This is a genomic window from Streptomyces sp. NPDC016640 (assembly GCF_043076215.1).
Lineage (GTDB): Bacteria > Actinomycetota > Actinomycetes > Streptomycetales > Streptomycetaceae > Streptomyces.
Window position 1 is genome coordinate 207,282 of sequence record NZ_JBIBRG010000015.1, and the last position, 6,000, is coordinate 213,281.

The 6,000-nt window shown below is 73.0% G+C and carries 5 protein-coding genes; 4 read left to right on the forward strand and 1 reads right to left on the reverse strand.

Annotated features, from left to right (window positions below):
• The first annotated feature begins 371 nt into the window (after positions 1 to 371).
• From ACF07S_RS27450 to ACF07S_RS27465, 4 genes are all read left to right on the forward strand, one after another.
• Positions 372 to 875: an NUDIX hydrolase gene (locus ACF07S_RS27450; RefSeq protein WP_391975387.1), complete on the forward strand. Its 504-nt coding sequence runs from the start codon at positions 372 to 374 to the stop codon at positions 873 to 875.
• 95 nt (positions 876 to 970) lie between these two features.
• A complete protein-coding gene (locus tag ACF07S_RS27455; RefSeq protein ID WP_391975388.1) occupies positions 971 to 1,948 on the forward strand; it encodes a serine hydrolase domain-containing protein in 978 nt (325 codons plus the stop codon).
• A gap of 355 nt (positions 1,949 to 2,303) precedes the next feature.
• Positions 2,304 to 3,158 (forward strand): family 16 glycosylhydrolase, encoded by an 855-nt coding sequence (locus ACF07S_RS27460; protein WP_391966798.1) that lies wholly within the window; start codon positions 2,304 to 2,306, stop codon positions 3,156 to 3,158.
• A 333-nt stretch (positions 3,159 to 3,491) separates the two neighbouring features.
• On the forward strand, positions 3,492 to 4,361 hold the full coding sequence (locus tag ACF07S_RS27465; protein ID WP_391975389.1) for an SGNH/GDSL hydrolase family protein: 870 nt from the start codon (positions 3,492 to 3,494) through the stop codon (positions 4,359 to 4,361).
• Positions 4,362 to 4,553: 192 nt separating this feature from the next.
• Here the strand turns inward: ACF07S_RS27465 and ACF07S_RS27470 are convergent, their stop codons facing one another.
• Positions 4,554 to 5,837: a homoserine dehydrogenase gene (locus ACF07S_RS27470; protein WP_391966800.1), complete on the reverse strand. Its 1,284-nt coding sequence runs from the start codon at positions 5,835 to 5,837 to the stop codon at positions 4,554 to 4,556.
• Between the last annotated feature and the right edge of the window lie 163 nt (positions 5,838 to 6,000).

Below are 6,000 nucleotides of genomic sequence, written 5' to 3' on the forward strand. Positions count from 1 at the left end.
CCGGTGCGTCAAGCGGCTTGCGGACCCTGTGCGGGTTTCCGTAGATCCTGCCCGTTCCGATCACTCCACTCCCCCGCGGGGAAACCCTCTTTCCCACTCGTCTCCCGCGACCGAGGGAGGTTTTCGGTGCCCGGGTGCGCCCGGTGCCGGACGGCCGCGGGCCCCTCACGACTCCACCCACCCGGACCTGCGCACCGAGGACACCACCGCCGCGTGCGGGGCCGCGGCGGCGCCGCCGGCCGGCAGCCCGCCGGGGACCACCGGCCCCGCCCGCCCCGCCGGAGCACCCGTCCTCACCGTGGCGGATCGGGTGGGCCGAGAACGCCCTCCGCGGCGCCGCGGTGGTGGTGTCCTCCCTGCACAATGGGCCGGTGAACACACGTGAACGGGGTGCGGAGCGCCCGGAACGAGCCCACCCCGCCCCCCACGGCCTGACCGGCGTCGGTCTGGCCGTGCTCGACCCCGCAGGCCGCGTCCTGCTCGGCCTCGGCCACGACGGCCGGTGGGAGCTTCCGGGCGGCAAGGTGGACGCCGGGGAGGACTTCGAGACGGCCGCCGCGCGGGAACTGGCGGAGGAGACGGGACTCTCGGTGCCCGCAACGGCCGTCCGCGTACTGGCCGTCGTCGTCGACGGTCCGCACGGGCTGCCCCGGGTGACGGCCGCGGCCGTCACCGAGCGGGCGGCCGGCACGCCCCGGGTGACCGAACCGGACAAGATCGTGCGCTGGGAGTGGTTCCCGCGCGGGTCGGTGCCGCCCGCGCTGTTCCCTCCGTCCGCCTCGGTCCTGGACTGCCTGTGGCCCGAAGCGGTTCCGCGAGGGGCGGCCGGGGTGCGCACGTACCGGATCGCCGGGGACAGGGCTCGCTCCGGCTGACGGCGTGTGGGCCGGCACCGCGCACACCGCTCGCCCCGGCCGCGTCCGGCCTGGCCGGAGCGGTGTGAGACGCACGCGGCCGACGGTGCACTACTATGCCGCGGTACCGCCCCGCCCGCCGGTTCCGCGCGGGCAGCGTCACCAAGACGTTCACCGCGGTGGTGCTGCTGCAGCTCGCCGCCGAGGGACGGGGCGTCCTCGACTCCCCGGCCAACCAGTACCTGCCCGAGCCGCTGCCCGACGACCGCATCACGGTCCGTCACCTGCTCGGCCACCGCAGCGGACTGTACGACTACACCAACGACATGTTCCACGACACCGTCCCGGGCTTCGAGGCGGTCCGCAACAAGGTCTTCAGCTACCAGGAGCTGATCGACCTGTCCACCGCGCGCCCCCTCAGCAACGCGCCGGGCGCCGCGTACAGCTACTCCAACACCAACTTCGTCGTGCTGGGGCAGCTCATCGAGCACATCACCGGCACCCCTGTCGCCACCCACTACCGGCAGCGCATCTTCGAGCCCCTGTGGCTGCGGAACACCTCCTACGTCCACCCGGGGACCACCCTCTCCGGCTCCTACGCCCGCGGTTACCTCCGCCCGGACGACACCGGCCTGCCGCTGGTCGACTCCACCGAACAGACGCTCTCCTGGGCCCAGTCCGCGGGAGCGGTCGTCTCCAACGCGGCGGACCTCAACCGCTTCTTCTCCGCGCTCCTGTCCGGCAGGCTCCTGCCCGACCGGCAGCTGCGGGAGATGACCACCATGGTCCCGGTCACCGCGGACGGCAAGCAGTCCTACGGACTGGGCCTGCGGAGCAGGCAGCTCTCCTGCGGCACCACCGTCCACGGTCACACCGGCACCGTCCAGGGCTACTACACGTACGCCTTCACCACCAGCGACGGCACCCGCAGCATGACCTCCCTGGCGAACACCTCCAACAACGGGACCGTCAACGCCACCCTCGGCGCCACCCTGGAAGCGTCCTTCTGCGGCTCCGGCGCGGCCGCGAGCCGGCGCACCGCCTCCGTCCCCTCCTTCACCGAGGACATCGCTCCCCGGATCACCCGGAACTGACGCACCCGGCCGCCACCCGACGGCCCGGGCGAGAGCCGTCGACCCCGCCCCGGCCGGAGCCGTCCGGCCGGGGCGGCCGGCCCGGCGGATCCCCGGAGGCCCGGCGGTGATCGCCTCCGGGCGCGATCCGCGCCCACTGCGCCTCAGCGGGCAGACCCGTACCGGCGATCAGCTGATTCGTGTGAAACTGCCCAGAGGTCCCCGCGACACGTCGGGCCCGGGGAATGTACGGAAGCGTCGTTGCGTAAGGTCTGCGGGGTGTGCACGGTCCCGGTTCGCCGGGTGCCGGTCTCCCCCGGCGGGTGGGGAAACAGGCCGTGCTCGCCCCTCCGCACGACCTTCCAGGAGCAGCGCGATGAATCGACGGACCCGCCTGGCGCTCGTGCTGGCGCTGGGCGGACTGCTGTGCGGATGCGGTTCCGCCCCGGACCCGCGCTCCTCCTCGGCCGGGGAGAAGCCGTTCTGGCGGGCCGAGTTCGACGGAGCGGCGGACACCCGTCCGTCCGCGCGGTCCTGGAACACCGAAACCGGGAACCGGGATGCCGAGGGCTGGGGCAACAACGAACTCCAGTACTACACGGACGACGCGGCCAACTCCGCTCTCGACGGCGCGGGCCACCTCCTGATCTCGGCACGGCCGGCCCCCGCCGGATCAGAGCTGCCGTGTCACACAACGGAGTTCTGCACCTGGACGTCGGCCCGTCTGACCACCGAGGGAAAGGTCGCGCTCACCCGCGGACGCGTGGAGGTACGCGCGAAGATACCCACCGGTACGGGACTGCTGCCGGCGATCTGGATGCTGGGCGACAACGGAGTCGAATGGCCCGGCCAGGGTGAGATCGACATCTGCGAGGTGGTCGGCGGAGAACCGCGCACGGTGTACGGCACCGCGCACGGGCCGACCTACTTCAATGAGAACGGAATCGGCGGTTCCGTCACCCTTCCGGCCGACGCCTCGCAGGCGTTCCACACCTACGCCGTCGACAAGCAGCCGCACCGCATCACCTGGTCCGTCGACGGACGGCCGTACTTCACCCTGACTCCGTCGAAGCTGCCCGCCCCACGCGACTGGGTGTTCGAACAGGACATGCACCTGCTGCTCAACGTCGCCGTCGGAGGCGACTGGCCCGGCCCTCCCGGCACTTCGACACCGTCCCCCGCGACGATGACGGTCGACCACGTGCGCTTCTACGGCGAAGGCCACGCGTGACGCACCGGTAACGCCACCGCGTGCGCCCGCTGCCTGGGCGACACGCGTGAGCCGTACGCAACGAGCGGTGCGGCAGATCACCGCCGTCAGCTCGCGCGCCCACCGGTGGGGGACCCGCCGCCGAGGCGCTGCGCCTGTTCCCGCCGGGGTGGGTGGATCCTCATCCGCCGGGTGTCCGCCGCCACCCGTTTCGCCGGTCCGCCGCCGTGTTCACGCACACACCGCCGGACCCGATCGGCGTACCGGGCCGCGCCCTGCCGTGCGGCGGCCCGGACACCTCTGCATGCTCATCACACGGCAGAACCACCCCCTCACCTTCTGACGGAGGCGTCTGTGAAGACAACCCTGCGCCTGGTCCTGACCACCGCTCTGTTCACCGGCGCCCTTTCGGCCACGGCACCCGCCACGGCCGCGCCCACCGTGATAGAACCCCTGCGGTACGTCGCGCTCGGTGATTCCTACGCGGCCGCACCCCTGGTACCGCCGGCCGACCCGAGCGGCCCCGCGTGCCTGCGCTCCCTGGCCGGTTATCCGCGTGTCGCGGCCGAGGCCCTCGGTGCCAAGCTCACCGACGTCAGCTGCTCCGCCGCCACCGTCGACCACCTGAGCACTTCCCAGCACCCGGGGACCTCACCCCAGTACGACGCGCTCACGCCCGGTACCGACATCGTCAGCGTCACCCTCGGCGGCAACGACGCCGGCCTCTTCGGTGAAGCGCTGAAATGCGTCAACATCCTGCCCGAACCTCACGGCACCAGCTGCGCGCTGGAGAACACCGCCGGCGGCACCGACAAGATCCGGGCCCGCATCGACGCCTGGGCACCGGCCTTCGGCACCGTCCTGGACGAGATCGCCCGGCGGGCGCCGCGTGCCGAGGTCTTCGTCGTCGGCTACGGCAACTACTTCCGCCCCGGCGGCTGCTACCCCGTCCAGCCCTTCTGGGATCAGGACGCCGACTACCTCCAAGGCGTGATCAACCACCTCAGCGCCGTGCTGGAGCGGGCGGCCGAAGAGCACGGCGCCACCTTCGTCGACACCTACACCCTGGGGACCGGACACGACACCTGTGCCGCCCCCGCCGACCGCTATGTCGAAGGTCTGGTCCCCACCCGCGCGGCCATGCCCCTGCACCCCAACGCTCCGGGGTCCCGGGCCATCGGCCAGGCCCTCGCCACGGCCGTCCGCGCAACGTCCGCACGGTGACGGGCTCCGTCCCCGCCGTGGAGCTCCACGCGGTCGTGACCGGGCCGGGCACCCGGCCGGGTGCGGACCACGGCACGTGCCCGGGACCGGTGGTGACACCTGGACGGCGAGGAGCGTATCCGGCGCACGATGCGGTCACAGGCGAACGGAAGCGGACCGGCGGGGCGGGAACAGGGCGTCAGTGGGGGCTGATCAGGTCTCCCCGAGGCGGGGGATGCTCCTGACCCGTCGGACGTGGTCCAGGGTGCGCAGCGCGCAGAGCGCCGCGGACAGCGCGGCGTCCGTCGCCCGGTGGGTGGACACGGCCAGCGAGAAGCCGCCCTCCCGGGGCCGCCGGGTCAGCGTCGCCACGGACACGCCGTGCCGGCCGAGGACGGTGGCCACCTCGGCGAGGGCACTCGGCTGATCGGCCGTATCGAGGCTGAGGTGGTACCGACCGACGACATCCGCCATGGGAGACACGGCCGGCCTGTTGTACGCCGCGTCGCCGGGCCCTGTGACGCCTGCCAGCTTGTTGCGGCAGACCGCGACCAAGTCGCCCAGCACGGCACTGGCGGTCGGTGCCCCGCCCGCGCCCGGGCCGTAGAACATCAGCTGTCCTGCCGCGTCGGCCTCCACGAGTACGGCGTTGCACGCGCCGCGCACCGCTGCGAGCGGGTGGTCCGACGGGATCATCGCCGGGTGGACGCGGGCGTTGACGAAGGATCCGTCGGCGCTGCGTTCGCAGACGGCCACGAGCTTGATCACGCAGCCCGCGGCCTTGGCGTCGTCGACGTCGGCTGCGGTGATCGCGGTGATGCCCTCGCGGTGCACCTCGTCGACCCGTACCCGGGTGCCGAAGGCGAAGCCGGCCAGGATGGCGGCCTTCGCGGCGGCGTCGTACCCCTCGACATCGGCGGTGGGGTCGGCCTCGGCGTAGCCGAGGGAAGTCGCCTCCTTCAACGCCTGGGAGTAGTCCGCTCCAAAGGAGTGCATCCTGTCGAGAATGAAGTTGGTGGTGCCGTTGACGATGCCGAGGACACGGCGGACCCGGTCTCCCGCCAGGGATTCGCGCAGCGGCCGCAGCAACGGTACGGCACCGGCCACGGCGGCCTCGTAGTACAGGTCCACGCCGTGCGCGGCGGCGGCGGCGTGCAGCGCGCCGCCTTCCGCGGCGATCAGCGCCTTGTTGGCGCTGACCACGGACGCTCCGTGCGCGAACGCGGTCATGATCAGGTCACGGGCGGGGTCGGTCCCGCCGATGACCTCGATCACGACGTCGATGTCGCCCCGCCGTACCAGCGCGTCCGCGTCGGTCGTGACGAGATGCCCCGGGACGCCGGGGCGTGGTGGACCGGCCCGGCGCACGGCGATCCCGGCCATCTCCACCGGGGCGCCGATGCGGGCGGTGAGGTCGTCCGCGTGCCTCTTCATGTAGCGGGCGACCTCGCTGCCGACCGTTCCGCAGCCCAGCATCGCCACCCTCAGGGTGCGCATGTCCGACTCCTCCGCTCCGAGGCCGTTGTGTGTGCGGCGCCGCCGGGGGGGGGGGGGGGGGCCCCCCCCCCCCCCCCGGGCCCGGGGGGCGGGCCGGGGGGGGGGGGGGGGGCCCCCCGCAACCGACCCGGCCGGAGGGATTTGCACGAGCGCCCCCCCCCCC